Source organism: Streptomyces sp. NPDC014870 (genome assembly GCF_043081505.1).
In the GTDB taxonomy this organism is placed as follows: Bacteria; Actinomycetota; Actinomycetes; order Streptomycetales; family Streptomycetaceae; genus Streptomyces.
This window is the reverse complement of record NZ_JBIBWQ010000007.1, coordinates 136451-163029: the sequence shown is the minus strand read 5'-3', so window position 1 is coordinate 163029 and position 26579 is coordinate 136451. Positions and strand designations below refer to the sequence as shown.

24 protein-coding genes are annotated in these 26579 nt (G+C 70.7%); 21 read left to right on the top strand and 3 right to left on the bottom strand.

From position 1 onward, the window contains the following. The first annotated feature begins 46 nt into the window (after positions 1-46). From pdxS to ACF09C_RS21005, 11 genes are all read left to right on the top strand, one after another. Complete coding sequence (gene pdxS / locus ACF09C_RS21055) at positions 47-970, top strand: pyridoxal 5'-phosphate synthase lyase subunit PdxS (protein ID WP_392093224.1); 924 nt, start codon at positions 47-49, stop codon at positions 968-970. Positions 971-976: 6 nt separating this feature from the next. Continuing rightward, entirely contained in the window at positions 977-1567 is a 591-nt protein-coding gene (gene pdxT, locus ACF09C_RS21050) for a pyridoxal 5'-phosphate synthase glutaminase subunit PdxT (RefSeq protein WP_392093222.1), read from the top strand. 62 nt (positions 1568-1629) lie between these two features. Further along, entirely contained in the window at positions 1630-2382 is a 753-nt protein-coding gene (locus tag ACF09C_RS21045; RefSeq protein ID WP_260230384.1) for a YebC/PmpR family DNA-binding transcriptional regulator, read from the top strand. A 143-nt stretch (positions 2383-2525) separates the two neighbouring features. Beyond that, complete coding sequence (ruvC, locus tag ACF09C_RS21040; RefSeq protein ID WP_362004764.1) at positions 2526-3068, top strand: crossover junction endodeoxyribonuclease RuvC; 543 nt, start codon at positions 2526-2528, stop codon at positions 3066-3068. Beyond that, positions 3065-3697: a Holliday junction branch migration protein RuvA gene (gene ruvA / locus ACF09C_RS21035; protein WP_392093219.1), complete on the top strand. Its 633-nt coding sequence runs from the start codon at positions 3065-3067 to the stop codon at positions 3695-3697. Before ruvC ends, ruvA begins: the two co-directional genes overlap by 4 nt. 270 nt (positions 3698-3967) lie before the next feature. After that, the gene (ruvB, locus tag ACF09C_RS21030; protein WP_392093217.1) at positions 3968-5047 is read left to right on the top strand and encodes a Holliday junction branch migration DNA helicase RuvB; all 1080 of its coding nucleotides are present in this window, start codon (positions 3968-3970) and stop codon (positions 5045-5047) included. 176 nt (positions 5048-5223) lie between these two features. Next, the gene (gene yajC / locus ACF09C_RS21025; protein ID WP_362426648.1) at positions 5224-5682 is read left to right on the top strand and encodes a preprotein translocase subunit YajC; all 459 of its coding nucleotides are present in this window, start codon (positions 5224-5226) and stop codon (positions 5680-5682) included. Between the two features lie 145 nt (positions 5683-5827). After that, a complete protein-coding gene (secD, locus tag ACF09C_RS21020; RefSeq protein ID WP_392093214.1) occupies positions 5828-7600 on the top strand; it encodes a protein translocase subunit SecD in 1773 nt (590 codons plus the stop codon). A 1-nt stretch (position 7601) separates the two neighbouring features. Continuing rightward, positions 7602-8708: a protein translocase subunit SecF gene (gene secF / locus ACF09C_RS21015; RefSeq protein WP_392093212.1), complete on the top strand. Its 1107-nt coding sequence runs from the start codon at positions 7602-7604 to the stop codon at positions 8706-8708. Continuing rightward, a complete protein-coding gene (locus tag ACF09C_RS21010) occupies positions 8705-9256 on the top strand; it encodes an adenine phosphoribosyltransferase (RefSeq protein WP_392093210.1) in 552 nt (183 codons plus the stop codon). The genes secF and ACF09C_RS21010 overlap by 4 nt, the downstream gene beginning before the upstream one ends. Positions 9257-9455: 199 nt before the next feature. Next, complete coding sequence (locus ACF09C_RS21005) at positions 9456-11930, top strand: RelA/SpoT family protein (RefSeq protein ID WP_392093209.1); 2475 nt, start codon at positions 9456-9458, stop codon at positions 11928-11930. An 80-nt stretch (positions 11931-12010) separates the two neighbouring features. On the opposite strand, the gene ACF09C_RS21000 is transcribed toward ACF09C_RS21005, so the two are convergent. After that, positions 12011-13240, bottom strand: coding sequence for a DUF349 domain-containing protein (locus tag ACF09C_RS21000; RefSeq protein ID WP_392093207.1), 1230 nt, complete (start codon positions 13238-13240; stop codon positions 12011-12013). A gap of 188 nt (positions 13241-13428) precedes the next feature. Then, complete coding sequence (locus ACF09C_RS20995; RefSeq protein WP_392093206.1) at positions 13429-14226, bottom strand: peptidylprolyl isomerase; 798 nt, start codon at positions 14224-14226, stop codon at positions 13429-13431. A 152-nt stretch (positions 14227-14378) separates the two neighbouring features. On the opposite strand from ACF09C_RS20995, the gene ACF09C_RS20990 reads away from it, so the two are divergent. The 6 genes from ACF09C_RS20990 (at position 14379) to rpsD (ending at position 20222) form a co-directional block, all read left to right on the top strand. Then, positions 14379-15086, top strand: a complete 708-nt coding sequence (locus ACF09C_RS20990; protein WP_392093204.1) for an MBL fold metallo-hydrolase — start codon at positions 14379-14381, stop codon at positions 15084-15086. Between the two features lie 10 nt (positions 15087-15096). After that, the gene (gene hisS, locus ACF09C_RS20985) at positions 15097-16359 is read left to right on the top strand and encodes a histidine--tRNA ligase (protein ID WP_392093202.1); all 1263 of its coding nucleotides are present in this window, start codon (positions 15097-15099) and stop codon (positions 16357-16359) included. Positions 16360-16499: 140 nt separating this feature from the next. Beyond that, positions 16500-17114, top strand: a complete 615-nt coding sequence (locus ACF09C_RS20980; RefSeq protein WP_392093200.1) for a vitamin K epoxide reductase family protein — start codon at positions 16500-16502, stop codon at positions 17112-17114. Between the two features lie 51 nt (positions 17115-17165). Then, positions 17166-18518, top strand: coding sequence for a replication-associated recombination protein A (locus ACF09C_RS20975; protein WP_392093664.1), 1353 nt, complete (start codon positions 17166-17168; stop codon positions 18516-18518). Positions 18519-18554: 36 nt separating this feature from the next. Next, entirely contained in the window at positions 18555-19256 is a 702-nt protein-coding gene (locus ACF09C_RS20970; RefSeq protein WP_392093199.1) for an HNH endonuclease family protein, read from the top strand. Between the two features lie 351 nt (positions 19257-19607). Continuing rightward, positions 19608-20222, top strand: a complete 615-nt coding sequence (gene rpsD, locus ACF09C_RS20965; RefSeq protein ID WP_362004808.1) for a 30S ribosomal protein S4 — start codon at positions 19608-19610, stop codon at positions 20220-20222. A gap of 56 nt (positions 20223-20278) precedes the next feature. Here the strand turns inward: rpsD and ACF09C_RS20960 are convergent, their stop codons facing one another. Further along, positions 20279-22441 carry an ATP-binding protein gene (locus ACF09C_RS20960; protein WP_392093196.1) on the bottom strand — a complete coding sequence of 721 codons (2163 nt, stop codon included), beginning with the start codon at positions 22439-22441 and terminating at the stop codon, positions 20279-20281. Between the two features lie 170 nt (positions 22442-22611). Here ACF09C_RS20960 and ACF09C_RS20955 point away from each other — a divergent pair, with 170 nt between their 5' ends. From ACF09C_RS20955 to ruvX, 4 genes are read left to right on the top strand one after another with little or no spacing between them, the layout of a single operon-like run. Then, complete coding sequence (locus ACF09C_RS20955; protein ID WP_392093194.1) at positions 22612-23046, top strand: DUF948 domain-containing protein; 435 nt, start codon at positions 22612-22614, stop codon at positions 23044-23046. Positions 23047-23053: 7 nt separating this feature from the next. After that, a complete protein-coding gene (locus ACF09C_RS20950) occupies positions 23054-23404 on the top strand; it encodes a DUF6167 family protein (protein WP_392093192.1) in 351 nt (116 codons plus the stop codon). Further along, the gene (gene alaS, locus ACF09C_RS20945) at positions 23404-26073 is read left to right on the top strand and encodes an alanine--tRNA ligase (protein WP_392093191.1); all 2670 of its coding nucleotides are present in this window, start codon (positions 23404-23406) and stop codon (positions 26071-26073) included. The genes ACF09C_RS20950 and alaS overlap by 1 nt, the downstream gene beginning before the upstream one ends. A gap of 2 nt (positions 26074-26075) precedes the next feature. Further along, positions 26076-26540, top strand: coding sequence for a Holliday junction resolvase RuvX (gene ruvX, locus ACF09C_RS20940; RefSeq protein WP_392093662.1), 465 nt, complete (start codon positions 26076-26078; stop codon positions 26538-26540). Positions 26541-26579: the final 39 nt, after the last annotated feature.

The window sequence follows — 26579 nt, the reverse complement described above, 5'->3', positions numbered from 1 at the left end:
TTTCCTCACTCTTGTCTCAACACCGCTTTCACGAGTGAGGTCCCCCGTGTCCACCACGCTTCCCAACGGCTCCCAGTCCGCAGACTCCTCGGCGATCGGCACCTCGCGCGTCAAGCGCGGCATGGCCGAGCAGCTCAAGGGCGGCGTGATCATGGACGTGGTCAACGCCGAGCAGGCGAAGATCGCCGAGGACGCCGGCGCCGTGGCCGTCATGGCCCTGGAGCGGGTCCCCGCCGACATCCGCAAGGACGGCGGCGTGGCCCGGATGTCCGACCCGAACATGATCGAGGAGATCATCGGCGCGGTCTCCATCCCCGTCATGGCCAAGTCCCGCATCGGCCACTTCGTCGAGGCCCAGGTCCTGCAGTCCCTCGGCGTCGACTACATCGACGAGTCCGAGGTCCTCACCCCGGCCGACGAGATCAACCACTCCGACAAGTGGGCCTTCACCACCCCCTTCGTCTGTGGTGCCACCAACCTGGGCGAGGCCCTGCGCCGCATCGCCGAGGGCGCGGCCATGATCCGCTCCAAGGGCGAGGCCGGCACCGGCAACGTCGTCGAGGCCGTCCGCCACCTGCGCCAGATCAAGAACGAGATCGCCAAGCTGCGCGGCTTCGACAACAACGAGCTGTACGCCGCCGCCAAGGAGCTGCGCGCCCCGTACGAGCTCGTCAAGGAGGTCTCCGAGCTGGGCAAGCTGCCGGTGGTCCTCTTCTCCGCCGGTGGTGTCGCCACCCCCGCCGACGCCGCGCTGATGCGCCAGCTCGGCGCCGAGGGCGTCTTCGTCGGCTCCGGCATCTTCAAGTCCGGCGACCCGGCCAAGCGCGCCGCCGCCATCGTGAAGGCCACCACCTTCTACGACGACCCGAAGATCATCGCGGACGCGTCCCGCAACCTGGGCGAGGCCATGGTCGGCATCAACTGCGACACCCTCCCCGAGTCCGAGCGCTACGCCAACCGCGGCTGGTAATCACTCATGACCAACCCCGTGATCGGTGTCCTGGCCCTCCAGGGCGACGTACGGGAGCACCTGATCGCCCTGGCCGCGGCTGACGCCGTGGCCAGGCCGGTCCGGCGCCCCGAGGAGCTCGCCGAGGTCGACGGCCTCGTCATACCCGGCGGCGAGTCCACCACCATCTCCAAGCTGGCCGACCTCTTCGGCCTCATGGAGCCGCTGCGCGAGCGCATCGCCGCCGGCCTGCCGGTCTACGGCACCTGCGCCGGCCTGATCATGCTCGCGAACAAGATCCTCGACCCTCGTTCGGGCCAGGAGACCTTCGGCGGCATCGACATGATCGTCCGCCGCAACGCCTTCGGGCGGCAGAACGAGTCCTTCGAGGCGGGCGTCGCCGTGCGGGGGATCGAGGACGGCCCCGTCGAGGGCGTCTTCATCCGCGCCCCGTGGGTCGAGTCCGTCGGCGCCGAGGTCGAGGTGCTCGCCGAGCACGAGGGCCACGTCGTCGCCGTACGACAGGGCCGCGCCCTGGCGACCTCGTTCCACCCGGAGCTCACCGGTGACCACCGCATCCACGCCCTGTTCGTCGACATGGTGCGCGCCGCGCTGTGACGAGGTCCCGGTAGGATCTCTGGGGTTCGTTCAGAAATTGGTTACGCGAAGGAGACAGGCAGATGTCCGGCCACTCTAAATGGGCTACGACGAAGCACAAGAAGGCCGTGATCGACGCCAAGCGCGGCAAGCTCTTCGCGAAGCTGATCAAGAACATCGAGGTCGCCGCCCGGACCGGCGGCGCCGACCTGGACGGCAACCCGACCCTCTTCGACGCCGTGCAGAAGGCGAAGAAGAGCTCGGTCCCGAACAAGAACATCGACTCGGCGATCAAGCGCGGCGGCGGCCTCGAGGCCGGCGGCGTCGACTACGAGACGATCATGTACGAGGGCTACGGCCCGAACGGTGTCGCGGTGCTCATCGAGTGCCTCACCGACAACCGCAACCGTGCCGCCTCCGACGTCCGCGTCGCCATGACCCGCAACGGCGGCTCCATGGCTGACCCGGGCTCGGTCTCGTACCTGTTCAACCGCAAGGGCGTCATCGTGCTGCCCAAGGGCGAGCTCACCGAGGACGACGTCCTCGGCGCCGTCCTCGACGCGGGTGCCGAAGAGGTCAACGACCTCGGTGAGAGCTTCGAGGTGATCAGCGAGGCCACCGACATGGTCGCCGTCCGTACCGCCCTCCAGGAGGCCGGTATCGACTACGACTCGGCGGACTCCAACTTCCTGCCGACCATGCAGGTCGAGCTGGACGAGGAGGGCGCGCGCAAGATCTTCAAGCTGATCGACGCACTGGAGGACAGCGACGACGTGCAGAACGTCTTCGCCAACTTCGACGTCAGCGACGAGGTCATGGAGAAGGTCGACGCCTGAGGTCGATCGCTCGGACGGCGGGCCGACGGGGACACACCCCCGTCGGCCCGCCGCCGTTTGTGCGGCGTTGTCAGTGCCAGCGGATAGCCTGCACAAACAGATTGACGAATACAGGTCGACGTACGGTCCAGGGAGGGGCTCAGGTGCGCGTGCTCGGGGTGGACCCGGGGCTGACCCGGTGCGGTATCGGTGTCGTCGAGGGAGTGGCCGGCCGTCCGCTGACCATGCTCGGCGTCGGTGTCGTACGGACCCCGGCGGACGCGGAGACCGGGCTCCGGCTCGTCGCCATCGAGCGCGGCATCGAGGAGTGGCTCGACCGGTTCTCGCCCGAACTGGTCGCCGTGGAGCGGGTGTTCAGCCAGCACAACGTCCGTACGGTCATGGGCACCGCCCAGGCCAGCGCGGTCGCCATGCTCTGCGCCTCCCGCCGCGGCATCCCCGTCGCCCTGCACACCCCCAGCGAGATCAAGGCCGCCGTCACCGGCAGCGGACGGGCCGACAAGGCCCAGGTCGGCGCCATGGTGACCCGGCTGCTGCGGCTCTCCGCCCCGCCGAAACCGGCCGACGCGGCGGATGCCCTCGCCCTCGCCATCTGCCACATCTGGCGGGCCCCGGCCCAGAACCGCCTGCAGCAGGCGGTCGCCGCGCACCACGCACACCACGCATCGAAAGGCCGTTCCGCATGATCGCCTTCGTCAGCGGCCCGGTCGCCGCGCTCGCCCCCACCACCGCGGTCGTCGAGGTCGGTGGCGTCGGCATGGCCGTCCAGTGCACGCCGAACACCATCGCCGGGCTGAGGATCGGTCAGGAGGCCCGGCTCGCCACGTCGTTGGTGGTCCGGGAAGACTCCCTGACGCTGTACGGCTTCGCCGACGACGACGAACGCCAGGTCTTCGAACTGCTCCAGACCGCGAGCGGCGTCGGGCCGCGCCTCGCCCAGGCCATGCTCGGCGTGCACAGCCCGGACGCGCTGCGGCTCGCCGTCGCGACGGGTGACGAGAAGGCGCTGACCGCTGTCCCGGGCATCGGGAAGAAGGGCGCGCAGAAGCTCCTCCTGGAACTGAAGGACAAGCTCGGCGCCCCGCTGGGCACCAGCGGCCTCGTCGGCGCCCAGCGCGCGGTGGCCTCCGGCCCGGCGCCGTGGACGGAGCAGCTCTCCGCGGCGCTGATCGGCCTCGGCTACGCGTCGCGCGAGGCGGAGGACGCGGTCGCGGCGGTGACCCCGCAGGCGGAGGCGGCGATCGCCGCGGGCGGCACGGCCCCGGTCCCGCAACTCCTCCGAGCGGCCCTCCAGACGCTGAACCGATCCCGCTGACATGACCGCTGCGCGGGGCCTTCTCCCCACCCCGCCCCTTCCCGAACCGGGGGCAAGCCCCCAGGCCCCCGTACGGCCTGCGGCCGTGTCCTCAAACGCCGGACGGGCTGAATTTCGCCCGCAGGGCGAAAATTCAGCCTCGCCGGCGTTTGAGGCGCGGGGTCCGGGGCGGAGCCCCGGTTCGGGAAGGGGCGGGGTGGGGAAGAAGCCCCGCGCAGCGGCCCCCTTGCACGCACCCGCACCCGCATCACCACCACGAAGGCAGACCACGTGAACTGGGACGACGACACCGCACCGCACACCGACGACCGCATCGTCGCCGCGGCCGCCGAGGGTGACGACCAGGCCGTCGAGGCGGCGCTGCGCCCCAAGGACCTCAACGAGTTCGTCGGCCAGGAGAAGGTCCGCCAGCAGCTCGACCTCGTCCTCAAGGCCGCCCGCCAGCGCGGCGCCACCGCCGACCACGTCCTGCTCTCCGGCGCCCCGGGACTCGGCAAGACCACGCTCTCGATGATCATCGCGGCCGAGATGAACGCCCCGATCCGGATCACCTCCGGCCCCGCAATCCAGCACGCCGGCGACCTGGCCGCGATCCTCTCCTCCCTTCAGGAGGGCGAGATCCTCTTCCTCGACGAGATCCACCGGATGTCCCGGCCCGCCGAGGAGATGCTGTACATGGCGATGGAGGACTTCCGCGTCGACGTGATCGTCGGCAAGGGCCCCGGCGCCACCGCCATCCCCCTGGAGCTGCCGCCCTTCACCCTGGTCGGCGCCACCACCCGGGCCGGACTCCTGCCGCCCCCGCTCCGGGACCGCTTCGGCTTCACCGGGCACATGGAGTTCTACGACCCCTCCGAGCTCGAGCGGGTCATCCACCGCTCGGCCGGCCTCCTCGACGTCGAGATCGACACCGCCGGAGCCGCCGAGATCGCCGGCCGCTCCCGCGGCACCCCCCGCATCGCCAACCGCCTGCTGCGGCGCGTCCGCGACTACGCCCAGGTCAGGGCCGACGGCGTGATCACGCAGGAGGTCGCCGCCGCCGCCCTCGGTGTCTACGAGGTGGACAGCCGCGGCCTCGACCGGCTCGACCGGGGCGTCCTGGAGGCCCTCCTCAAGCTCTTCGGCGGCGGGCCCGTCGGTCTGTCCACCCTCGCCGTCGCCGTGGGGGAGGAGCGGGAGACCGTCGAGGAGGTCGCCGAGCCCTTCCTCGTACGCGAAGGACTCCTGGCCCGTACGCCCCGTGGTCGGGTCGCCACTCCCGCGGCATGGACGCATCTCGGACTCGTTCCGCCGCAGGCAGCGGCCCCGGGCGCGCCAGGAAGCGGACAACAGGGGCTCTTCGGGGCGTGACGGCACGGTGACGGCGCGGAGACTCGTCGGACGGGGAACCAGGGTGCGATGCTGGACGTTGTTCCAACGATGCGGACTCGCCTAGACTCCGCCGATGCCGACCATTCTGGCCGGCACGCCCACCCCCGAAGATCAGGCCGCGGGATCTCCGCGTCCGTGCGAAGGAAACCCGTCCCGTGAGCATCGTGACCCTCCTCCCCTTCATCGTCCTCATCGGGGCCATGTTCCTGATGACCCGCTCTGCCAAGAAGAAGCAGCAGGCGGCCGCGCAGATGCGCGACGAGATGCAGCCCGGCACCGGCGTACGCACGATCGGGGGGATGTACGCCACCGTCAAGGAGATCGCCGACGAGACCGTCCTCCTCGAGGTCGCTCCCGGCGTTCACGCCGTCTACGCGAAGAACGCGATCGGCGCGGTCCTCGCCGACGACGAGTACAACCGCATCGTCCACGGCGACGAGCCGGAGTCGGAGACGGTCGTCCCGGACGACGCGTCCTCGCTGACCGAGTCGGCCGAGGCGGGGGAGCCGGCCGAGGACGCCAAGCCCGACCTGACCAAGAAGGTCGAGGCCGTCGAGGCCGACGCCGAGGTCAAGAAGGACGGCAAGACGGACGGCGAGACCGAGGCGAAGTAGTCGAGACCGAGGACCGCGGAGCGCCCACCCGGCGTCCGCGGTCCTCGGCACGGTTGCTGGTCTGCGGGGGCAGGTCCCCACACACACTTCGTGGCCGCACCGCGCACACCCGGCGCGGGACGGTTGGACAGGGAGAAACGACAAGGTGGCAGCACCGAAGAAGGGCCGAAGGCCGGCGGGGGGCCCGGGGGGCCAGAGCAGGCCGGGGCGTGCCCTGGCTCTGATCATCATCGCCATGGTCGCGCTCACGGGCGGCATGTTCTGGTCCGGTCACACCACACCGAGGCTGGGCATCGACCTCGCCGGTGGTACGTCGATCACGCTGAAGGCGAAGGCCGAGCCCGGCCAGGAAGACGCCGTCAACGAGACCAACATGAAGACGGCGGTCGACATCATCGAGCGCCGTGTCAACGGTCTGGGTGTGTCCGAGGCCGAGGTCCAGACGCAGGGCCGCGAGAACATCATCGTCAACATCCCCCGGGGTGTGAACGAGAAGCAGGCCCGTGAGCAGGTCGGCACCACCGCCCAGCTCTACTTCCGGCCCGTGGTGACCTACGCGCCGTCCGCCGGCGAGCAGCCGGCGCCGAGCGCCAGCTCCTCCACGTCCCCCAAGCCCACCGCTTCCGGCTCGACCGCGGACAAGGGCAAGGACGGGGCGTCGGCCACGCCGTCGGCGAGCTCCTCCACCCAGGGCCGCGCGGTCTCCGAGGCCCTGAAGGCCCCGAGCCCGACGGCCACCCCGAGCGGCTCCGCCACCCCCAAGGCCTCCGAGACGCCCAAGGCCTCCGGCACCCCGAGCGCCGACCCCGCGACCTCCGCCCTCGAGCAGAAGTTCGCCACCCTGAACTGCCTCGACCCGAAGCAGCGGGCCGCCGCCTCCCAGGGCGCCACGCCGAGCGACTCCATCGTCGCCTGCGGCAAGAACTCGATCGGCCAGTGGGAGAAGTACCTGCTCGGCCCGGCCGAGGTGGACGGCAAGGACGTCGACGACGCCCAGGGCACCTTCGACCAGCAGCGCGGCATGTGGATCGTGAACATGGAGTTCACGGACGCGGGCGCCAAGAAGTTCTCGAAGATCACCAGCAAGCTCTCGCAGCAGCAGGAGCCGCAGAACCAGTTCGCGATCGTCCTGGACGGCGAGGTCGTCTCGGCCCCGTCCGTGCGGACGACCCTGAGCGCCAACGCGGAGATCTCCGGCAGCTTCACCCAGCAGTCCGCCCAGGACCTCGGCAACATCCTGTCCTACGGCGCCCTGCCCCTCGCCTTCGAGACCCAGAGCGTCGACACCGTCACCGCCGCCCTCGGTGGTGAGCAGCTGGAGGCCGGTCTGATCGCCGGCGCCATCGGTCTCGCCCTGGTCGTCCTGTACCTGGTGATCTACTACCGCGGTCTGTCGCTGATCGCCCTGCTCAGCCTCGGCGTCTCCGCCCTGCTGACGTACGTGCTCATGGCCCTGCTCGGCCCGGCCATCGGCTTCGCGCTGAACCTGCCGGCCGTCTGTGGCGCCATCGTCGCCATCGGTATCACCGCGGACTCGTTCATCGTCTACTTCGAACGCATCCGCGACGAGGTCCGCGAGGGCCGCACGCTGCGCCCGGCCGTCGAGCGCGCCTGGCCGCGTGCCCGGCGCACGATCCTGGTCTCCGACTTCGTGTCGTTCCTCGCCGCCGCGGTGCTCTTCGTCGTCACCGTGGGCAAGGTCCAGGGCTTCGCGTTCACCCTCGGTCTGACCACCCTGCTCGACGTGGTCGTGGTGTTCCTCTTCACCAAGCCGCTGATGACGCTGCTGGCTCGCACGAAGTTCTACGGCAACGGTCACGCCTGGTCCGGACTGGACCCGAAGCGCCTCGGCGCCAAGCCGCCGCTGCGCCGCTCCCGCCGTGTCAACGCCCCCGTCGACCACCCGAAGGAGGCGTGAGATGGCGAAGAAGCGCGACAGTCTCGGCGCCCGGCTCAACCGCGGTGAAATCGCCTACGACTTCATCGGCAACCGCAAGCTCTGGTACGGCCTCTCCATCCTGATCACCATCACGGCGATCGTGGCGCTTGCCGTCCGCGGCCTGAACATGGGCATCGAGTTCCAGGGCGGTGCCGTCTTCACCACCCCGAAGTCCGAGGTCTCGGTCTCCCAGGCCCAGGAGTACGCGGAAGAGGCCTCCGGCCACGACGCGGTCGTCCAGAAGCTCGGCAGCGGCGCGCTCCGCATCCAGGTCGGCGGCCTCGACACCGCGAAGTCCGACCAGGTCCGCGCCGAGCTCGCCAAGGACCTCGGGATCGAGGAGACCAAGATCGCGGCGGAGCTGGTCGGCCCCAGTTGGGGCGAGCAGATCGCCAACAAGGCATGGACCGGTCTCGCCGTCTTCATGATCCTGGTGGTCATCTATCTGGCCATCGCCTTCGAATGGAGAATGGCGGTCGCGGCGCTCATCGCCCTGATCCACGACCTGACCATCACCGTCGGCATCTACACACTCGTCGGCTTCGAGGTCACCGTCGGTACGGTCATCGGTCTGCTGACCATCCTCGGCTACTCGCTGTACGACACCGTCGTCGTCTTCGACTCCCTCAAGGAGCAGACGAAGGACATCACCAAGCAGAGCCGGTACACCTACAGCGAGCTGGCCAACCGCTCGATCAACGGCACCCTGGTCCGCTCGATCAACACCACCGTCGTCGCCCTGCTGCCGGTCGCCGGTCTGCTCTTCATCGGCGGTGGCGTCCTCGGCGCCGGCATGCTGAACGACATCTCGCTGTCGCTCTTCGTCGGTCTCGCCGCCGGTGCGTACTCCTCGATCTTCATCGCCACCCCGCTCGTCGCCGACCTCAAGGAGCGCGAGCCGGCGATCAGGGCGCACACCAAGCGTGTGCTCGCCAAGCGGGCGGCGGCCGCCGCCAAGGGCGAGAGCCTGGAGGACGGTGACGGCGACTCCGACGTGCACCGTGACGCCTTCGACGAGGACGAGGACCGCACCGCCGTCGTCGGCCCGCGCGGCCGCCGCGGCCGGGCGTCGGAGCAGCGCGGATGACGGCCGAGGCACAGGACACCACAGCCCTGCTCCTCAGCCGGATCCGGGACGTCCCCGACTACCCGAAGCCGGGTGTGCTGTTCAAGGACATCACGCCGCTGCTCGCGGACCCGGAGGCGTTCACCGCGCTCACCGACAGCCTCGCCGCGCTGTGCGCCACGCACGGCGCGACGAAGATCGTCGGCCTCGAGGCGCGCGGCTTCATCCTCGCGGCGCCGGTCGCCGTCCGCGCGGGCCTGGGCTTCGTCCCGGTCCGCAAGGCCGGCAAGCTCCCCGGCGCGACCCTGCGGCAGGCGTACGAACTGGAGTACGGCACCGCCGAGATCGAGGTGCACGCCGAGGACCTGGCCGCGGGTGACCGCGTCATGGTCATCGACGACGTCCTCGCCACCGGCGGCACCGCCGAGGCCTCCATCGAGCTCATCCGGCGTGCCGGGGCCGAGGTCGCGGGCGTGGCCGTCCTCATGGAGCTCGGCTTCCTGCCCGGCCGGACCCGCCTGGAGCCCGCCCTGCGCGGCGCTCCGCTGGAGGCGCTGATCACGGTCTGACACGGCCGGTCCGTGTGAGGGGCGTCCCGGGGAATTCCCCGGGACGCCCCTTCCGTTCTTCCGGTATGTCCCGGAAGGGGACGCATGCGCGCGTGGCGCCCGTCTCACCACTCGCACGCGTGAGCATGGTGGCCCCCGGGTCGATACCATGGCCTTTCCGGGCCTGACCGGGGGACCCGGTACCGCACGAGGAGCGCTCTTGCCAGACGAGGCCCAGCCACTCTCCGCCGCGCAGCCCGACCCGCAGGCCGAAAAGGCCGTTGCGGCGGGACCCGCGACGCCCCAGAACAAGGCCGCGGAGAGCCGGCCCGCGCCCGTGGCGCCCGCCCCGGCGGCCCCCGCACCGAAGCCCGCGCCCGCCCCCGCCACCCGCTCCGGCGGCTCGTCCAACCGCGTGCGCGCCCGCCTCGCCCGGCTCGGCGTGCAGCGCTCCTCCCCGTACAACCCGGTCCTCGAACCGCTGCTCCGGATCGTCCGCTCCAACGACCCGAAGATCGAGACGGCGACCCTCCGCCAGGTCGAGCGGGCCTACCAGGTCGCCGAGCGCTGGCACCGCGGCCAGAAGCGCAAGAGCGGCGACCCGTACATCACCCACCCGCTCGCCGTCACCACCATCCTCGCCGAGCTGGGCATGGACCCGGCGACGCTGATGGCCGGTCTGCTGCACGACACCGTCGAGGACACCGAGTACGGCCTGGACACGCTGCGCCGGGACTTCGGCGACCAGGTCGCGCTGCTCGTCGACGGCGTCACCAAGCTCGACAAGGTCAAGTTCGGCGAGGCCGCGCAGGCCGAGACCGTCCGCAAGATGGTCGTCGCCATGGCCAAGGACCCCCGCGTCCTGGTCATCAAGCTCGCCGACCGCCTGCACAACATGCGCACCATGCGCTATCTCAAGCGTGAGAAGCAGGAGAAGAAGGCGCGCGAGACCCTCGAGATCTACGCGCCCCTCGCCCACCGCCTGGGCATGAACACCATCAAGTGGGAGCTGGAGGACCTCGCCTTCGCGATCCTCTACCCCAAGATGTACGACGAGATCGTCCGGCTCGTCGCCGAGCGCGCCCCCAAGCGGGACGAGTACCTCGCCATAGTGACCGACGAGGTCCAGACCGACCTGCGGGCCGCCCGTATCAAGGCGACCGTCACCGGCCGCCCGAAGCACTACTACAGCGTCTACCAGAAGATGATCGTCCGCGGCCGTGACTTCGCGGAGATCTACGACCTGGTCGGCATCCGCGTGCTCGTGGACACCGTCCGCGACTGCTACGCGGCCCTCGGCACCGTCCACGCGCGATGGAACCCGGTCCCCGGCCGGTTCAAGGACTACATCGCGATGCCGAAGTTCAACATGTACCAGTCGCTGCACACGACGGTCATCGGCCCCAACGGCAAGCCCGTCGAGCTGCAGATCCGTACGTTCGACATGCACCGCCGCGCCGAGTACGGCATCGCCGCGCACTGGAAGTACAAGCAGGACCCCTCCGCCGGTGCCGCCTCCAAGGTGCGCACCGACGTGCCGAAGAGCGCCGGCAAGGACGACCACCTCAACGACATGGCGTGGCTGCGCCAGCTGCTCGACTGGCAGAAGGAGACCGAGGACCCCGGCGAGTTCCTGGAGTCCCTGCGCTTCGACCTGTCGCGCAACGAGGTCTTCGTCTTCACCCCCAAGGGCGATGTCATCGCGCTGCCCGCCGGCGCCACCCCCGTGGACTTCTCCTACGCCGTCCACACCGAGGTCGGCCACCGCACGATAGGAGCCCGGGTCAACGGCCGGCTCGTCCCGCTGGAGTCCACGCTCGACAACGGCGACCTGGTCGAGGTCTTCACCTCCAAGGCCGCGGGAGCCGGTCCCTCCCGGGACTGGCTGGGCTTCGTCAAGTCGCCGCGCGCCCGCAACAAGATCCGCGCCTGGTTCTCCAAGGAGCGCCGCGACGAGGCGATCGAGCAGGGCAAGGACGCCATCGCGCGCGCCATGCGCAAGCAGAACCTGCCGATCCAGCGGATCCTGACCGGCGACTCGCTCGTCACCCTCGCCCACGAGATGCGCTACAGCGACATCTCCTCGCTGTACGCGGCGATCGGCGAGGGCCATGTCACCGCCCAGTCCATCGTCCAGAAGCTGGTGCAGGCGCTCGGCGGCGAGGAGGCCGCCACCGAGGACATCGCCGAGACCGCCCCGCCCTCGCGCGGCCGCGCCAAGCGCCGCTCCAGCGCCGACCCGGGCGTGGTCGTCAAGGGCGTCGAGGACGTCTGGGTCAAGCTGGCCCGCTGTTGCACGCCCGTGCCGGGCGACCCGATCATCGGCTTCGTCACCCGCGGCAGCGGTGTCTCCGTGCACCGCAGCGACTGCGTCAACGTCGACTCGCTCTCGCGCGAGCCGGAGCGGATCCTCGAGGTCGAGTGGGCGCCCACCCAGTCCTCGGTCTTCCTGGTCGCCATCCAGGTCGAGGCCCTGGACCGGTCCCGGCTGCTCTCCGACGTCACCCGGGTCCTGTCGGACCAGCACGTCAACATCCTGTCGGCGGCCGTCCAGACCTCCCGCGACCGGGTGGCCACCTCGCGCTTCACCTTCGAGATGGGCGACCCGAAGCACCTCGGCCACGTCCTGAAGGCCGTCCGGGGCGTGGAGGGCGTCTACGACGTCTACCGCGTGACCTCGGCCCGCCGGCCGTAGCCGCTCGTCCCCGCGCCCACGGGAAGGGCCCCGGTACCTGTCACAGGTACCGGGGCCCTTCCTTCTGTCCGTACGCGGGATCAGCCGCCGAACTCCTGCAGGCCCTTCAGAGCCTGGTCGAGGAGCGCCTGGCGGCCCTCCAGCTCGCGCGCCAGCTTGTCGGCCTTGGCGTCGTTCCCCGCCGCGCGGGCCGCGTCGATCTGCTTCTGGAGCTTGTCGACGGCGTCCTGGAGCTGGCCCGTCAGACCCGCGGCACGCGCGCGTGCCTCCGGGTTCGTCCGGCGCCACTCCGACTCCTCGGCCTCCTGGATCGCCCGCTCCACCGCGTGCATCCGACCCTCGACCTTCGGCCGGGCGTCGCGCGGAACGTGGCCGATGGCCTCCCAGCGCTCGTTGATGGAGCGGAAGGCCGCACGGGCCGCCTTCAGGTCCCCCACGGGCACCAGCTTCTCGGCCTCGACCGCGAGCTCCTCCTTCAGCTTGAGGTTCTCGGTCTGCTCCGCGTCGCGCTCGGCGAAGACCTCACCCCGCGCGGCGAAGAACACGTCCTGGGCGCCGCGGAAGCGGTTCCACAGGTCGTCCTCGTGCTCGCGCTGGGCACGGCCCACGGCCTTCCACTCCGCCATCAGCTCGCGGTAGCGGGCGGCCGTGCCACCCCAGTCCGTGGAGTTCGACAGCGACTCGGCCTCGGCGACCAGCTTCTCCTTGGCCTTGCGGGCCTCCTCGCGTTGCGCGTCCAGCGAGGCGAAGTGCGCCTTGCGGCGCTTGGAGAACGCCGAGCGGGCGTGCGAGAAGCGGTGCCACAGCTCGTCGTCGGACTTCCGGTCGAGCCGGGGCAGGCCCTTCCAGGTGTCCACGAGAGCCCGCAGCCGCTCACCGGCGGCCCGCCACTGCTCGCTCTGCGCGAGCTCCTCGGCCTCCTTGACCAGCGCCTCCTTGGCGCCACGCGCCTCGTCCGCCTGCTTGGCCTTCTCGACCTTGCGCTCCTCGCGGCGCGACTCCACGGTCTCGACCAGCTTGTCGAGACGCGTCTTCAGCGCGGCGAGGTCACCCACGGCGTGGTGCTCGTCCACCTGCTGCCGGATGTGCTCGATCGCGACAGTGGCGTCCTTTGCCGAGAGGTCGGTGGTCTTCACCCGCTTCTCGAGGAGGCCGATCTCGACAACCAAGCCCTCGTACTTGCGCTCGAAGTAGGCCAGTGCCTCCTCGGGAGTGCCGGCCTGCCACGATCCGACGACCTTCTCGCCCTCGGCAGTACGCACGTACACGGTGCCCGTCTCGTCGACGCGGCCCCACGGGTCGCTGCTCACAGCGCCTCCTCCACATGATGCCGACGAGGGGGCTCTCGCCCCCTGGGCATCGTCCACAGTTTCCCGGCGGGCCTCGCCCGCCCTCAACAACGCGGATACAGGACCGCGCTGCACAACGCCAATCTAGGCGACCGGCCGCCCGGCTGTCCGCTCTCCGCGCGACCGAAATTCCACGGTCACGCGGTGTGTCACTTCTTGGTGACCGTGCCCGACTCGATCGTGACGGCCGACTTGGGCGCGCCGTCCTTGGCGCCGCCCTCGACCCCGGCCTTCGCGACCTCCTCCACGGCCTTCAGACCGGCCGCGTCGATCGTGCCGAACGGGGTGTAGCTCGGAGGCAGCTTGGTGTCCTTGTAGACCAGGAAGAACTGGCTCCCGCCGCTGCCCGGCTGACCGGTGTTGGCCATCGCGACCGTGCCCGCCGGGAACGTCACCGTGCCGTCCGCGCCGGCCTTGCCGAGCGCGTCCAGGTTCTCGTCGGGGATGTTGTAGCCGGGGCCGCCGGTGCCGTCGCCCTTGGGGTCACCGCACTGGAGCACGAAGATGCCCTCGGTGGTCAGCCGGTGGCACTTGGTGCCGTCGAAGTACTTCTTGTCCGCCAGGTGCTTGAAGGAGTTCACCGTGTGGGGGGTCTTCGCGGCGTCCATGGCGATCGCGACCGTGCCCCGGTTCGTCTTCAGGGACATCGTGTACGCGGCCTTCTTGTCGATGGCCATCGCCGGCTCGGGGGCCGTCGACTCGCTCGCCGAGGGCGTCGGAGCCGTCGTGTTGTCGCCCGCCGCCGTGTTGTCGGACTTCTTGTCGTCTCCGCCGGTCAGCGCCACGGAGGCGTACACCGCGCCACCCGCGGCCAGGACCACGGCGAGCGAGGCGGCGATCACGGTGTTGCGGCGCTTGGCCTTCTGCCGCGCCTGATCCCGCCGCTGCTGCTGGCGTACGTACTTCTCCCTGGCGAGCTGCCGCCGCCGCTGATCGCTGCTGACCACGGGGTCCGCTCCTTGTCGCTCGTCTGTTCCTGTCCTGGCCGGGTGTGCCCGTACCGTATACGGGTTGGCTGTGGAATACGCAGCGCCGGTAGGCTCTGATCTGCCGCTTCCGCTCCGCCGCACCCCGTGCCGGACGACATTTAAGGACGATCGTGCTGATTGCCGGGTTCCCCGCCGGGGCCTGGGGGACCAACTGCTATCTGGTCGCCCCCGCCGCGGGCGAGGAGTGCGTGATCATCGACCCGGGCCACCAGGCGGCCCAGGGAGTCGAGGAGACGCTCAAGAAGCATCGGCTCAAGCCCGTCGCGGTGGTCCTCACCCATGGCCACATCGACCACGTCGCCTCAGTCGTCCCGGTCTGCGGCGCCCATGACGTACCCGCGTGGATCCACCCCGCCGACCGGTACATGATGAGCGACCCGGAGAAGGCCCTCGGCCGCTCCATCGGGATGCCCCTCATGGGCGAGCTGACCGTGGGCGAGCCGGACGACGTGCACGAGCTCACCGACGGCGCGAAGCTGGAGCTCGCCGGTCTTGAGTTCTCCGTCGCCCACGCGCCCGGTCATACCAAGGGGTCGGTGACCTTCCGGATGCCCGAGACCACGGAGATCCCCTCCGTGTTCTTCTCGGGCGATCTGCTCTTCGCCGGCTCCATCGGACGCACCGACCTGCCCGGCGGTGACATGGACGAGATGCTCGAATCGCTGGCCCGCGTGTGCCTGCCGCTCGACAACTCGACCGTGGTGCTGTCGGGACACGGTCCCCAGACGACCATCGGCCAGGAGCGCGCCACGAACCCGTATCTGCGGGACGTGGCGGCCGGCCTCGGGAGCGCGAAGGCTCCCCGACGAGGAATGTGACGAGAACGCAGTGAGCACCTTCAAGGCCCCCAAGGGCACGTACGACCTGATCCCGCCGAACTCCGCGAAGTACCTGGCGGTCCGTGACGCCATCTCCGCACCACTGCGGATGTCCGGCTACGGCTACGTCGAGACGCCCGGCTTCGAGGACGTGAACCTCTTCGCCCGCGGTGTCGGCGAGTCCACCGACATCGTCTCCAAGGAGATGTACGCCTTCGAGACCAAGGGCGGCGACAAGCTCGCCCTGCGCCCCGAGGGCACCGCCTCCGTGCTGCGCGCGGCCCTCGAGGCCAACCTGCACAAGCAGGGCAACCTGCCCGTCAAGCTCTGGTACTCGGGCTCGTACTACCGCTACGAGCGCCCGCAGAAGGGCCGCTACCGCCACTTCTCGCAGGTCGGTGCCGAGGCGATCGGCGCAGAGGACCCGGCGCTCGACGCCGAGCTGATCATCCTGGCCGACCAGGCGTACCGCTCGCTGGGCCTGCGGAACTTCCGCATCCTGCTCAACTCGCTGGGCGACAAGGAGTGCCGTCCCGTCTACCGCGAGGCGCTGCAGACCTTCCTGCGCGGCCTCGACCTGGACGAGGACACCCTCCGCCGGGCCGAGATCAACCCGCTGCGCGTCCTCGACGACAAGCGCGAGGCCGTGCAGAAGCAGCTCGTCGGCGCCCCGCTGCTGCGGGACTACCTGTGCGACGCGTGCAAGGCGTACCACGAGGAGGTGCGCGCGCTGATCACCGCCGCGGGCGTGGCCTTCGAGGACGACGCCAAGCTGGTGCGCGGCCTGGACTACTACACGCGGACGACCTTCGAGTTCGTCCACGACGGTCTCGGCTCGCAGTCCGCGGTGGGCGGCGGCGGCCGTTACGACGGCCTCTCCGAGATGATCGGCGGCCCGGCGCTCCCGTCGGTCGGCTGGGCGCTCGGTGTGGACCGCACGGTCCTGGCCCTCGAGGCGGAGGGCGTGGAGCCGGCCATCCCGGCGGCCACCAGCGTCTTCGCGGTGGCGCTCGGCGAGGAGGCCCGGCGGGTCCTCTTCGGCAAGGTCACCGAGCTGCGCAAGGCCGGTGTCGCGGCGGACTTCTCCTTCGGCGGCAAGGGCCTGAAGGGCTCGATGAAGGACGCCAACCGCTCGGGCGCGCGCTTCGCGATCGTGGCCGGCGAGCGCGACCTGGCCGAGGGCGTCGTCCAGCTCAAGGACATGGAGGCCGGCGAGCAGGAGCCGGTGGCCCTGGACGAGCTGGTCGCCACCCTCCGGGCCAAGCTGGCCTGATCCCCACGGGACGGACACGGGTACGGGCCCCGGCGCCACGCGCGCCGGGGCCCGTCCTTATGTCCACCGAACGGTGGACACGAGTCGGTGTGCGGCACAATGACCGTGCCCAGCAGGCCGGCGAGCGATGGAACGGATCTATGACGAACGCAAGCGTGGACGAGTCGACGACGCGCGACACGATCGGCGCGAGCCGCGCCTTCGCCTGGCTGCTTGTGATCACCGGAGCCGCGGGGCTGCTCGCCGCCTGGGTGATCACGATCGACAAGTTCAAGCTCCTGGAGGACCCGAACTTCACCCCCGGGTGCAGCCTCAACCCGGTCGTCTCCTGCGGCAACATCATGAAGAGCGAGCAGGCCGCGGTCTTCGGCTTCCCGAACCCCATGCTCGGCCTCGTGACCTACGCGATGGTCGTCGCGATCGGCGTGGCCCTCCTCGCGGGCGCCCGCTACCGCCGCTGGTACTGGCTCGGCCTGAACGCCGGCACGCTCTTCGGCGTCGGCTTCTGCACCTGGCTCATGCAGCAGTCCCTGTACGAGATCAACGCGCTCTGCCTGTGGTGCTGCCTCGCCTGGGTCGCCACCATCGTCATGTTCTGGTACGTGACCTCGCACAACGTCCGCAGTGGCGTCATCCCCGCCCCGCGCGGCCTGCGGACCTTCTTCGACGAGTTCACCTGGGTGCTGCCGGTGCTGCACATCGGGATCATCGGCATGCTGATCCTGACGCGCTGGTGGGACTTCTGGACCAGCTGACCGGGCCGGGCCCGGCCGGGCTGTCAGTGCTCTGACTTAGGCTTCATGACTGTGGAGCCCGACCTCTTTACCGCAGCCGCCGAAGAACGCCAGGAGAAGGACCCGTCCAGCAGCCCCCTGGCCGTCCGGATGCGCCCGCGCACCCTGGACGAGGTCCTCGGCCAGCAGCACCTGCTCAAGCCGGGATCGCCGCTGCGCCGGCTCGTCGGCGACGGCAGCGGGGGACCGGCCGGCTCCTCGTCCGTGATCCTGTGGGGCCCGCCCGGCATCGGCAAGACCACCCTCGCGTACGTCGTCTCCAAGGCGACCAACAAGCGGTTCGTGGAGCTCTCCGCGATCACCGCGGGCGTCAAGGAGGTCCGGGCCGTCATCGAGGGCGCCCGGCGCGCGGCCGGCGGCTTCGGCAAGGAGACCGTCCTCTTCCTCGACGAGATCCACCGCTTCTCCAAGGCCCAGCAGGACTCGCTGCTCCCGGCCGTGGAGAACCGCTGGGTGACGCTGATCGCGGCGACGACGGAGAACCCGTACTTCTCGATCATCTCCCCGCTGCTCTCCCGCTCCCTCCTGCTCACGCTCGAACCGCTCACCGACGGCGACCTGCGCGATCTCCTCAAGCGGGCGCTCACCGAGGACCGAGGGCTCGGCGGGGCCGTCACGCTGCCCGGGGACGCCGAGGCACACCTGCTGCGCATCGCCGGCGGCGACGCACGGCGCGCGCTCACCGCCCTGGAGGCCGCGGCCGGTGCGGCCATCGCCAAGGGCGAGCCGGAGATCACCCTCGCCACGGTCGAGGAGACCGTCGACCGGGCGGCCGTGAAGTACGACCGGGACGGCGACCAGCACTACGACGTGGCCAGCGCCCTCATCAAGTCCATCCGCGGCTCGGACGTGGACGCGGCGCTGCACTACCTGGCCCGGATGATCGAGGCGGGGGAGGACCCCCGGTTCATCGCCCGCCGGCTGATGATCTCCGCGAGCGAGGACATCGGCCTGGCCGACCCCACCGCGCTGCCCACCGCCGTGGCGGCCGCCCAGGCCGTCGCCATGATCGGCTTCCCCGAGGCGGCCCTGACCCTGAGCCACGCCACGATCGCGCTGGCCCTCGCCCCCAAGTCGAACGCGGCGACGACCGCGATCTTCGCCGCCCAGGCGGACGTGCGGAACGGTCTGGCCGGCCCCGTCCCGGCGCATCTGCGCGACGGCCACTACAAGGGCGCGGCCAAGTTGGGCCACGCCCAGGGGTACGTCTATCCGCACGACGTCCCGGGCGGTATCGCCGCCCAGCAGTACGCCCCGGACGAGGTCCACGGGAAGCGCTACTACGAACCGACCCGCTACGGCGCGGAGGCGCGGTACGCGGACGTGGTCGAGAAGGTGCGGGAACGGCTGCGCGGCGACGGCTGACGCGCGCCACCGTCGGGCGGCCCCTACGCTCGGCCCATGATCCGCACGGCACGGCTCCCGGCCCTGGTCCTCGTGGCCCTGACGGTCGCCGGCTGCGCGACGGGCACCGAGGAGCGGGCCGCGGCTCCGTCCGCCTCGGCCGTGCCGCTCGTCAGCCCGGGCTTCCCGCCCACCGCCGCCGAGGCGCGCGGCCGGCTGGCCCGGCTCACCGTCGCCTGGGGCAAGAACTGGCAGACGTACAGGAGGGCGGAGTTCGGCACGACCTGGTCCGACGAGACCGACGCCCCCGGCGGGCGCAACGGCTGCGACACCCGCGACGACGTGCTGCGCCGCGACCTCGACGAGCTGCGCCAGGGCGACCGCAACCCGTGCGTCGTGCTGTCGGGCGTCCTCCACGACCCGTACACGGGCAAGGAGCTGCCGTACTCGTACCGCAAGGCCTCGCAGATCCAGACCGACCATGTCGTCGCGCTCGGTGCGGCCTGGCGCGCGGGCGCGTGGGCCTGGACCCCGGAGCGGCGCCTCGCCTACGCCAACGACCTGGACGTGCTGCTCGCCACCGACAAGCAGACCAACTACGAGAAGAGCAGCAAGACCCCCGACAAGTGGAAGCCGCCGCGGAACGCGTACTGGTGCGAGTACGGCCGGCGCTGGACCGGCATCAAGGCCAAGTACGGCCTGACGGTCTCCCCGCCCGAGAAGCGCGCGCTCGAAGAGCTCCTGGCCACCTGCGCCTGAGGATGCCGTCGGCCGCGTGCACGGGCCCCCGGTCGACCCGGTACACTCGTGCGGAGTGCTGCGTCCTGTGTCCGGCTTCGGCCGGCGCCACCAGAACGGGACAAGCAGCCGGAGGCCCGCCTCGGGCGGGATCTCCAGGAGTGTCGCGCACCTTCGAAGGTGTCGCGGGCAACCCATCACCTCCCCGGTACCGGGACCAGGCGATGGGCCGTTCGCGTGCTGCACGTATGTGCCCAGACCAGGGAGCGGCTGCCCGACAGGTCCTTGCCGACCGACGGGTTTCCCCGGCTGCGGATGCGACCTCCTCTAACCCTGGTGAAGCCGTATTCGTACAGATAGAGAGGTTGGTTCATGCCGAACCAGTCCCGTCCCAAGGTCAAGAAGTCGCGTGCCCTCGGCATCGCTCTGACCCCGAAGGCCGTCAAGTACTTCGAGGCCCGCCCCTACCCGCCGGGCGAGCACGGCCGTGGCCGCAAGCAGAACTCGGACTACAAGGTCCGTCTGCTCGAGAAGCAGCGTCTGCGCGCCCAGTACGACATCAGCGAGCGCCAGATGGCGCGCGCCTACGACCGTGCCAAGAAGGCCGAGGGCAAGACGGGCGAGGCGCTGGTCGTCGAGCTCGAGCGTCGCCTCGACGCCCTGGTCCTGCGTTCGGGCATCGCCCGCACCATCTACCAGGCCCGCCAGATGGTCGTGCACGGTCACGTCCAGGTCAACGGTGGCAAGGTCGACAAGCCGTCCTTCCGCGTCCGTCCCGACGACGTCGTGATGATCCGCGAGCGCTCGCGCGACAAGGCCCTGTTCCAGGTCGCCCGCGAGGGTGGCTTCGCCGCCGACGGTGAGACCCCGCGCTACCTGCAGGTCAACCTGAAGGCCCTGGCCTTCCGCCTCGACCGCGACCCGAACCGCAAGGAAATCCCGGTCATCTGCGACGAGCAGCTGGTCGTCGAGTACTACGCCCGCTGATCAAGCTGTCGTAGTACCACCCCCGCGGTGTTCGGCCCGCCGCTTCCCCACTCACGTCAGTGGGGGAGCCGGCGGGCTTCCGTGTTCTCGGGGTTCTCGGGGTTCCCGGGGTTCTCCGGGACTTTGCTACGGAACGGGCGCGGCGACCGCGCTCCCGGCACCCGGGCGGCCGGATCCCGGCGCTCGCTGAGCGCCCGGTCCACCGTCGCGTCCAGCGAGAGCCCTTGGCCCTCCCGCACCGACGCCCCGTACCGCTCCGCGCCGAGCAGCTCGCCCGCCTCCCGCGCGCAGAGCGCCCGCGGACCGTTGAAGGTCCCGGAGCCGAAGAGCTGCAGGCCCACGGTGTCCCACACCGGCAGCGCCGCGCCCTGCAGCACGGCCGCCTCCGAGGGATCGCCCTCGCCCGCCGTCACCAGCGCCAGCAGCTCGATCGCCAGGACCAGGCCCACCAGGTCGTGGAAGGTGTGGTTGATCGTCACGCACTCGGTCAGCAGCGCCCGCGCCTCGTCGTGCTCGCCCCTGGTCCACGCCGCGTACGCCAGCACATAGAGCGCGTACGCCCGCGTCCAGCGTTCGCCGCGCTCCTCGCAGATCTCGCGCGCGTCCACGCAGAGCGCGACCGCGCCCTCCAGATCGCCCAGGAAGACCCGGGCCATCGCCAGTTCGACCTGGGCCATCAGCACATTGCTGTTCAGCTCGCCGAGCTCGCGGTACGCCGCCAGGGCCCGGCCGATCAGCTCCTCCGCGCGCCGCATGTCGTCCGTGAGCAGCGCCAGACAGCCCATCCGATGCGTCGCGTACGCCTCCGCCAGGGCGTTGCCGGTCGCGCGGGCCCGCTCACCGCACTCGTGCAGCGCCGCCACCGCCGCCGTGCCGTCGCCCTGCAGGATCGCCACATAGCCGAGCACCCACAGCGCCTTCAGCCGGGCCGACAGGTGTTCGTCCTCGGTCGGCTCGCCGCCGAGCGACCGATCGAGCCAGTGCCGGCCCTCCGACAGCCGGCCGCAGCCCACCCACGCGAACCAGAGCGTCCCCGCGAGCTGCTGCGCCAGATGCGCCTCGTCCGGCCGCTCCAGGCAGAGTTCGAGCGCCGCCCGCAGATTCGGCAGCGCCGCGTCCAGACAGGCCGCGACCTCGGCCTGACGCGGGCTGAACCACTCCAGCTCGCACCAGGTGGCAAGACCCATGTACCAGTCGCGATGGCGGCGGCGCATCCGCTCGGTGTCCCCGAGCGCCGCCAGCCACTCGGCACCGTACGCGGAGACCGTGGCCACCATCCGGTACCGCGGTCCGGCGGGAGTGATCTCCCGTACCACCAGGGACTGCGCCAGCAGACCGCCGAGCACGTCCAGGACCCGCTCCGGCGGCAGCTCACGCCCGGCGCAGACGTACTCCACCGCCTCCAGGTCGAAGGGGCCGGCGAAGACCGACAGGCGCGCCCACAGCAGCCGCTCCTCCGGGGTGCACAGCTCGTGACTCCACCCGATCGCCGTCCGCAGCGTCTGGTGCCGGGGCGGCGCGCCCCGCGCCCCGTCCGTGAGCAGCCGGAACCGGTCGTCGAGCCGGCGGAGCACCTGCTCCACGGTGAGCAGCGGCATCCGGGCGGCCGCCAGCTCGACGGCCAGCGGGATCCCGTCGAGGCGCCGGCACAGCTCCCGCACGGCGGCCGGATCGGCGGCGGGCGCGGCCGGATCGCCGTGTGCCGCCGCCCGTTCGAGGAACAGCCGCTCCGCGTCCTCCTCGCCCATCGGGGCGAGGGCGAACACCGTCTCCCCGGCCACCCGCAGCGGACGGCGGCCCACCGCGAGCACGGAGAGACCGGGGCAGCCTTCGAGGAGCTGCCGCAGCAGCGGAGCGCACTCCTCCACGAGGTGCTCGAAGCCGTCCACGACCAGCAGGGTCCGGCGGGGCGCGAGATGGTCGGCCAGCGTCTCTTCCGGGGTGCGCAGCGTGTGGTCGGTCAGCCCCAGCGCCTCGACGAGCGCGAGTGCCACGAGATCGGGGTCGCGCAGCGCCGAGAGATCGGCGAGCCAGGCCCCGTCGGCGTAGCGTTTCTCCGCCGCGGCGGCGGCTCTCAGGGCCAGCCGGGTCTTCCCCGCGCCACCCATCCCGACCACCGTGACCAGGCGGGATTCGCCCAGGAGCCGGGAGAGTTCACGCTCTTCGCCGACCCGTCCGATGAACCGGTTCAGCTCAGCCGGGAGATTGCTCCTTCGCATGGGACACGGAGCGTACCCACCCGCGCGCGCTCCGTACAATCGACCGGGGCGAATCCGCTGTCCCCGGCCGCGTCGCAGGGGCAAATGCGGTACAGGGAAAGACCCCGGGCGCGATAGGGTCGGAGGACGACTTTTCGCAAGGGCCCAACGACAGCAGAGAGCGGTGCGGAGTGACCGGTGGAGAGGTTGCCGGGATTCTGGTGGCCGTGTTCTGGGCGATTCTCGTCTCCTTCCTCGCCGTGGTTCTGGTGAGGCTGGCGCAGACGCTCAAGGCGACCACCAAGCTGGTGGCGGACGTGACCGAACAGGCTGTCCCGCTGCTCGCCGACGCCTCGGCGACCGTGCGGTCGGCGCAGACCCAGCTCGACCGGGTCGACGCCATCGCCTCGGACGTCCAGGAGGTCACCTCCAACGCCTCCGCGCTCTCCACGACCGTCGCCTCCACCTTCGGCGGCCCGCTCGTCAAGGTCGCCGCCTTCGGCTACGGCGTGCGCAAGGCGCTCGGCCGCGGCCGGGACGAGGCGTCCACGGCGCCCGCACCCGCGCGCCGTACCGTCGTCGGTCGCACCGTGCCGTCCGCGCGGCGCCGGAAGCAGAAGGGCTGAACCGCCGATGTTCCGCCGTACGTTCTGGTTCACCGCAGGCGCCGCAGCCGGTGTGTGGGCCACCACCAAGGTCAACCGGAAGCTCAAGCAGCTGACTCCGGAGAGCCTCGCCGCGCAGGCGGCGAACAAGGCGATCGAGACCGGCCACCGGCTCAAGGACTTCGCCCTCGACGTCAGGGCGGGCATGGTCCAGCGCGAGGCCGAACTCGGCGAGGCGCTCGGCCTGGAGGCACCGGTCGACGCACCCGCCGAGCGCGAGCTCCCCGGGCCGCGCCGCAGGGCCGTGCTCGATCCCACCCCGCAGACCACCACGTATTCGTATCGCACGATGTCGTACAACCGGAATGAGGACCACTGATGGAGTCGGCTGAAATCCGCCGCCGCTGGCTGAGCTTCTTCGAGGAGCGCGGGCACACCGTCGTGCCTTCGGCGTCGCTCATCGCGGACGACCCGACTCTGCTTCTGGTCCCCGCCGGCATGGTTCCCTTCAAGCCGTACTTCCTCGGCGAGGTGAAGCCGCCGTTCCCGCGCGCCTCCAGCGTGCAGAAGTGCGTGCGTACGCCCGACATCGAAGAGGTCGGCAAGACCACCCGCCACGGCACGTTCTTCCAGATGTGCGGCAACTTCTCCTTCGGCGACTACTTCAAGGAAGGCGCCATCAAGCTCGCCTGGGAGCTGCTGACCACCTCGGTGGAGCACGGCGGCTACGGGCTCGACCCGGAGAAGCTCTGGATCACCGTCTACCTCGAGGACGACGAGGCCGAGCGGATCTGGCGCGACGTCGTCGGCGTCCCCGCCGAGCGCATCCAGCGCCTCGGCAAGAAGGACAACTACTGGTCGATGGGCGTCCCCGGTCCCTGCGGCCCGTGCTCGGAGATCAACTACGACCGCGGCCCGGAGTTCGGCGTCGAGGGCGGCCCGGCCGTCAACGACGAGCGCTACGTGGAGATCTGGAACCTGGTCTTCATGCAGTACGAGCGCGGTGAGGGCTCCGGCAAGGAGGACTTCCCGATCCTCGGCGAGCTGCCGTCCAAGAACATCGACACCGGTCTCGGCCTCGAGCGCCTCGCGATGATCCTGCAGGGCGTGCAGAACATGTACGAGACCGACACCCTCAAGGTCGTCATCGACAAGGCCACCGAACTCACCGGCGTGGACTACGGCAAGGCCCACGACAGCGACGTCTCGCTGCGCGTGGTCGCCGACCACATGCGCACGTCCGTGATGCTCATCGGTGACGGTGTCACCCCGGGCAACGAGGGTCGCGGCTACGTGCTGCGCCGCATCATGCGCCGCGCCATCCGTAACATGCGCCTGCTCGGCGCCACGGGCGTGGTCGTGCAGGACCTCGTCGACGTGGTCATCGACACCATGGGCGAGCAGTACCCGGAGCTGGTCACCGACCGCAAGCGGATCGAGACCGTCGCCCTGGCCGAGGAGGCCCGCTTCCTCAAGACGCTGAACGCCGGCTCGAACGTCCTGGACGGTGCCGTCACCGAGACCAAGGCCGCCGGCTCCACCGTGCTGCCCGGCGACAAGGCGTTCCTGCTCCACGACACCTGGGGCTTCCCGATCGACCTGACCCTGGAGATCGCCGCCGAGCAGGGGCTCTCCGTGGACGAGGCCGGCTTCCGCCGCCTCATGCAGGAGCAGCGGGACAAGGCCAAGGCCGACGCCAAGGCCAAGAAGACCGGTCACGCCGACGTCGCCGCCTACCGCGAGATCGCCGACGGCAACGGCGCCACCGAGTTCACCGGCTACACCAACACCGAGGGCGAGTCCACGGTCGTCGGTCTGCTGGTCAACGGCGTCCCGTCGCCGGCCGCCTCCGAGGGCGACGAGGTCGAGGTCGTCCTGGACCGCACCCCCTTCTACGCCGAGGGCGGCGGCCAGCTCGCCGACCACGGCCGGATCAAGCTGCACAGCGGCGCCGTCATCGAGATCCGCGACGTCCAGCAGCCGGTCCCCGGTGTCTCCGTGCACAAGGGTTCCGTCCAGGTCGGCGAGGTGACGGTCGGCTCCACCGCCTACGCCGCCATCGACGTGCGCCGCCGCCGGGCCATCGCCCGCGCCCACTCGGCCACGCACCTGACGCACCAGGCCCTGCGCGACGCCCTCGGCCCGACGGCCGCCCAGGCCGGTTCGGAGAACTCGCCCGGCCGCTTCCGCTTCGACTTCGGCTCGCCCAACGCGGTGCCCGGCACGGTCCTCATGGACGTCGAGCAGAAGATCAACGAGGTCCTCTCGCGCGAGCTCGACGTGCACGCCGAGGTCATGCCGATCGACGAGGCCAAGCGCCAGGGCGCCATCGCCGAGTTCGGCGAGAAGTACGGCGAGACCGTCCGCGTGGTCACCATCGGCGACTTCTCCAAGGAGCTGTGCGGCGGTACGCACGTCAAGAACACCGCCGCCCTCGGCCTGGTGAAGCTGCTCGGCGAGTCGTCGATCGGCTCCGGCGTGCGCCGTGTCGAGGCCCTCGTCGGCGTCGACGCGTACAACTTCCTCGCCCGGGAGCACACGGTCGTCGCCCAGCTCCAGGAGCTGGTCAAGGGCCGCCCGGAGGAGCTGCCGGAGAAGATCTCCTCCATGCTCGGCAAGTTGAAGGACGCCGAGAAGGAGATCGAGAAGTTCCGCGCGGAGAAGGTGCTGCAGGCCGCCGCCGGTCTGGTCGAGGGCGCCAAGGACATCCGTGGCGTGGCCCTCGTCACCGGCCAGGTCCAGGACGGCACCTCCGCCGACGACCTGCGCAAGCTGGTCCTCGACGTCCGCGGCCGGATCTCCTCCGACCGCCCGGCCGTCGTGGCCCTGTTCACCACGGCCAACGGCCGCCCGCTGACGGTCATCGCCACCAACGAGGCCGCCCGCGAGCGCGGTCTGAAGGCCGGCGAGCTGGTCCGCACGGCCGCCAAGACCCTCGGTGGCGGCGGTGGCGGCAAGCCGGACGTCGCCCAGGGCGGCGGCCAGAACCCCGAGGCCGTCGGCGAGGCCATCGACGCCGTCGAGCGCCTCGTCGTGGAGACGGCGTGACGATGCGTCGCGGCCGTCGACTCGCGGTCGACGTCGGGGACGCCCGGATCGGGGTCGCCTCGTGCGACCCCGACGGGGTCCTCGCCACCCCGGTGGAGACCGTGCCGGGACGTGACGTCCCGGCCGCCCACCGGCGGCTGCGCGGACTCGTCGAGGAGTACGAACCGATCGAGGTCGTGGTCGGCCTCCCTCGCTCCCTCTCCGGGGGCGAGGGCCCGGCCGCGGCCAAGGTCCGGCGCTTCGCCGGGGAGCTGGCCAAGGGCATCGCTCCGGTACCGGTCCGGCTGGTCGACGAGCGGATGACGACGGTGTCGGCGACCCAGGGGCTGCGCGCCTCGGGCGTGAAGTCCAAGAAGGGGCGGTCCGTCATCGACCAGGCCGCCGCTGTGATCATCCTTCAGAACGCTCTTGAGGCCGAACGGGTATCAGGTAATCCTCCCGGCGAGGGCGTCGAAGTGGTCATCTGATCGCGATACGGTAACGTTCCGCGCGATGTGGCGGTGTTC

Excerpts from the sequence above, each read along its gene's own strand:
- ruvA (WP_392093219.1), top strand. The coding sequence starts at position 3,065 with ATGATCGCCTTCGTCAGCGGCCCGGTCGCCGCGCTCGCCCCCACCACC.
- ACF09C_RS20960 (WP_392093196.1), bottom strand. The coding sequence starts at position 22,441 with ATGCGAAGGAGCAATCTCCCGGCTGAGCTGAACCGGTTCATCGGACGG.
- alaS (WP_392093191.1), top strand. The coding sequence starts at position 23,404 with ATGGAGTCGGCTGAAATCCGCCGCCGCTGGCTGAGCTTCTTCGAGGAG.
- ACF09C_RS20970 (WP_392093199.1), top strand. The coding sequence starts at position 18,555 with ATGATCCGCACGGCACGGCTCCCGGCCCTGGTCCTCGTGGCCCTGACG.
- rpsD (WP_362004808.1), top strand. The coding sequence starts at position 19,608 with ATGCCGAACCAGTCCCGTCCCAAGGTCAAGAAGTCGCGTGCCCTCGGC.
- ruvX (WP_392093662.1), top strand. The coding sequence starts at position 26,076 with ATGCGTCGCGGCCGTCGACTCGCGGTCGACGTCGGGGACGCCCGGATC.
- pdxT (WP_392093222.1), top strand. The coding sequence starts at position 977 with ATGACCAACCCCGTGATCGGTGTCCTGGCCCTCCAGGGCGACGTACGG.
- ACF09C_RS20950 (WP_392093192.1), top strand. The coding sequence starts at position 23,054 with ATGTTCCGCCGTACGTTCTGGTTCACCGCAGGCGCCGCAGCCGGTGTG.
- ACF09C_RS21010 (WP_392093210.1), top strand. The coding sequence starts at position 8,705 with ATGACGGCCGAGGCACAGGACACCACAGCCCTGCTCCTCAGCCGGATC.
- ACF09C_RS20980 (WP_392093200.1), top strand. The coding sequence starts at position 16,500 with ATGACGAACGCAAGCGTGGACGAGTCGACGACGCGCGACACGATCGGC.
- secF (WP_392093212.1), top strand. The coding sequence starts at position 7,602 with ATGGCGAAGAAGCGCGACAGTCTCGGCGCCCGGCTCAACCGCGGTGAA.
- ACF09C_RS21045 (WP_260230384.1), top strand. The coding sequence starts at position 1,630 with ATGTCCGGCCACTCTAAATGGGCTACGACGAAGCACAAGAAGGCCGTG.